The organism is Nonomuraea corallina (assembly GCF_027620315.1).
Lineage (GTDB): Bacteria > Actinomycetota > Actinomycetes > Streptosporangiales > Streptosporangiaceae > Nonomuraea > Nonomuraea corallina.
The window spans coordinates 1-2749 of record NZ_JAPNNL010000325.1; the positions used below are offsets into that span (position 1 = coordinate 1).

The window sequence follows — 2749 nt, forward strand, 5'->3', positions numbered from 1 at the left end:
GGGCTTGTCGCGTTCGTACGCCTGTCAGGAGTCCTGCTTGACCATGTCACGCAGGCGGTTCTTGAGGATCTTGCCCGAGGCGTTGCGGGGCAGTTCGGGCACCACGACGGCCTGGGTGGGCTTCTTGTACGAGGCGAGCCGGGTGACGCAGAACTCGGCCAGTTCGGACGCCGTCGGCGGGTCCTGCTCGTCGCTCGGGACGACCACGGCCACGGGCGTCTCACCCCACTTCTCGTGCGGGGTGCCGACCAGGGCGACCTCGCGGACCTTCGGGTGGTCGGCGAGCACGGCCTCGACCTCGGCGCTGTAGATGTTCTCGCCCCCGGAGATGATCATGTCCTTGAGGCGGTCGACGACGTAGAAGAAACCCTCCTCGTCCACGCGGACCAGGTCCCCCGAGTGGAACCAGCCGCCCCGGAACGCCTCCTCGGTGGCCTTGGGGTTGTTCCAGTAGCCGACCATGGTCTGCGGGCCCTGGTAGACGATCTCCCCGATCTCGCCCTGGGGCACGTCGTTCATGTCCTGGTCCACCACGCGCACCGAGACCAGGGGCACCGGCTTGCCGACCGAGCCGATCTTGCGGATCGCGTCCTCGCCGGGCAGCGACGTGGTGATGGGCGACATCTCGGTCTGCCCGAACACCGACACGTTGGCCACGCCGGGGAAGGCCTTCTCCATCGCCCGCAGGATGGCCGTGGTCGCGGGCGCCGCCCCCCACGAGATCGTGCGCAGGCGGAGGTCGCGCTGGGCGAGCGTGGGGCTGGCGCAGACGGCCTGCCACTGGACCGGCACCAGGAAGGCGTTCGTGGCCCGCTCCGACTCGACCAGATCGAGGAACGCCTCGGGGTCGAAGGCGCCGGTCGGGGTGATGACCATGGTGAAGCCGAAGATGAGGTTCGGCACGATCACGCCGACCGCGGCGATGTGGAACATCGGCGACGTGACGACGCAGATCTCGTCGTTGCCCGGCCGGAGCGTCTGCAGCAGGGTGATCGTCTGGCCGAGGAGGTTCTCGTACGAGAGCATGGCGCCCTTGGGCAGGCCCGTCGTCCCCGACGTGTACATGATCAGGGCGACCGTGCCGAGGTCGTCGGGGCCGCTCGCGGTGCTCGGCTCGGCGGCGGCGACGGCGTCCTCGTAGCGTTCGGCGCCCGCGCCGGCGGCGTCCGGGGCGTCGCCGACCACCAGGCAGGGCAGCTCCGGCTCCTTGCCCGCCCGTACCGCGGCCACCACCGGCGCGAGCGCCTGCTCCACCACGACCGCGCAGGAGCCCGAGTCCTCCGCCAGGTAGGAGACCTCCGCCGCGACCAGCCGGAAGTTCACCGGGACGGCGATGGCGCCGAGCCGGTTGATCGCCACCAGGGTCTCGACGAACTCGGGCCGGTTGGTCAGGAGGACCAGCACCCGGTCGCCCCGGCCGACGCCCCGGGCTTCGAGCGCGGTGGACAGGCGGCGGCTGCGCTCGTCCAACTCGGCCCAGGTCGTCGTCTCCCCCTTGAACCTGATCGCGGGCTGCCCGGGTTGCGCCGTGGCGTGCTTGGTCACCTGGTGAACCCAGGTGAGTCGGTGATGCGGGTGGGCACTGTGGACCGTGCTCATGTTCTTCCTTCCGACACCGGCAGGCGCGGGTTCCGGCCACCCGCACCTGACGTCAGTTGTAAGCGTGAACTTACCTCTGGGTCCCCCTCAAGGTCGATACGTCATCACGTCTTGATCGCGTACGCGGTGATCCCGCCGCCGCCCGGCCCGGCTCGGCGGGGAGAAGCCGACCGGCGCTGTTGGGCTGAAGGTCACTTGCGGCTCGTCTTTCACACTTAGGGTCTGTCGTATCTCTGACTCCCCCTGTAAGGAGATGCGATGTTGCGCCGAACCCTGGGCGCGCTGGTCGCCGCGGGCGCGATGCTGCTGTCCGCCGTCCCCGCCGAGGCGGCCGCCCCCGCGCAGCCGCTGCGCCGGGCGCACGCCCACAACGACTACGAGCACGCCCGCCCGCTGCACGACGCCCTCGACCACGGGTTCACCAGCGTCGAGGCCGACGTCTACCTGGTGGACGGCGAGCTGCGGGTCGGCCACGACCCCGAGGACCTCGTGCCCGGCCGCACCCTGCAGTCGCTCTACCTCGACCCGCTGGCCCGGCGGGTACGGGACAACCACGGCCGGGTCTACCCGGGCAGCCGTCAGCAGCTCCAGCTCCTCGTGGACATCAAGAACGAGGGCGTGGCCACGTACACGGAGATCGACCGCGTGCTGCGGCGCCACCACCGGATGCTCACCCGCTACCACAAGGGCAGGGTCAAGCCGGGCGCCATCACCGTCGTCATCAGCGGCGACCGGCCGCGCGCGCTGATGGCGGCCCAGGAGCGGCGCTACGCCTTCTATGACGGCCGCATGTCCGACCTCGGCGAGGGCGGCCCCGGCCTGATCCCGCTCATCAGCGACAACTGGACGAACCACTTCACCTGGACCGGCGAGGGCGCGATGCCCGAGGCGGAACGGGCCAAGCTGCGCTCCATCGTGGCGACCGCCCACCGCGACGGACAGCGGGTCCGGTTCTGGGCCACCCCCGACGCGCCCGGCCCGGCCCGTGACGCGCTGTGGAAGGAACTGGTCGCGGCCGACGTCGACCACCTCAACACCGACGACCTGGCCGGGCTCCAGCGCTTCCTGCGCGAGCACGACACCCGCCGCGCCTCTTGACCTCGTAGCGCAGACACCGGAGCGGGGGGGGGGCGCCCCCCCCCCCCCCCCC

At 71.1% G+C, this 2749-nt stretch carries 2 protein-coding genes; one reads left to right on the forward strand and one right to left on the reverse strand.

What is annotated here, in order from left to right; genetic code table 11:
• Positions 1-24: 24 nt before the first annotated feature.
• Positions 25-1599, reverse strand: a complete 1575-nt coding sequence (locus tag OUY22_RS36400) for a long-chain-fatty-acid--CoA ligase (protein ID WP_270159871.1) — start codon at positions 1597-1599, stop codon at positions 25-27.
• Between the two features lie 258 nt (positions 1600-1857).
• Here OUY22_RS36400 and OUY22_RS36405 point away from each other — a divergent pair, with 258 nt between their 5' ends.
• Positions 1858-2697 (forward strand): phosphatidylinositol-specific phospholipase C/glycerophosphodiester phosphodiesterase family protein, encoded by an 840-nt coding sequence (locus tag OUY22_RS36405; RefSeq protein WP_270159872.1) that lies wholly within the window; start codon positions 1858-1860, stop codon positions 2695-2697.
• Positions 2698-2749: the final 52 nt, after the last annotated feature.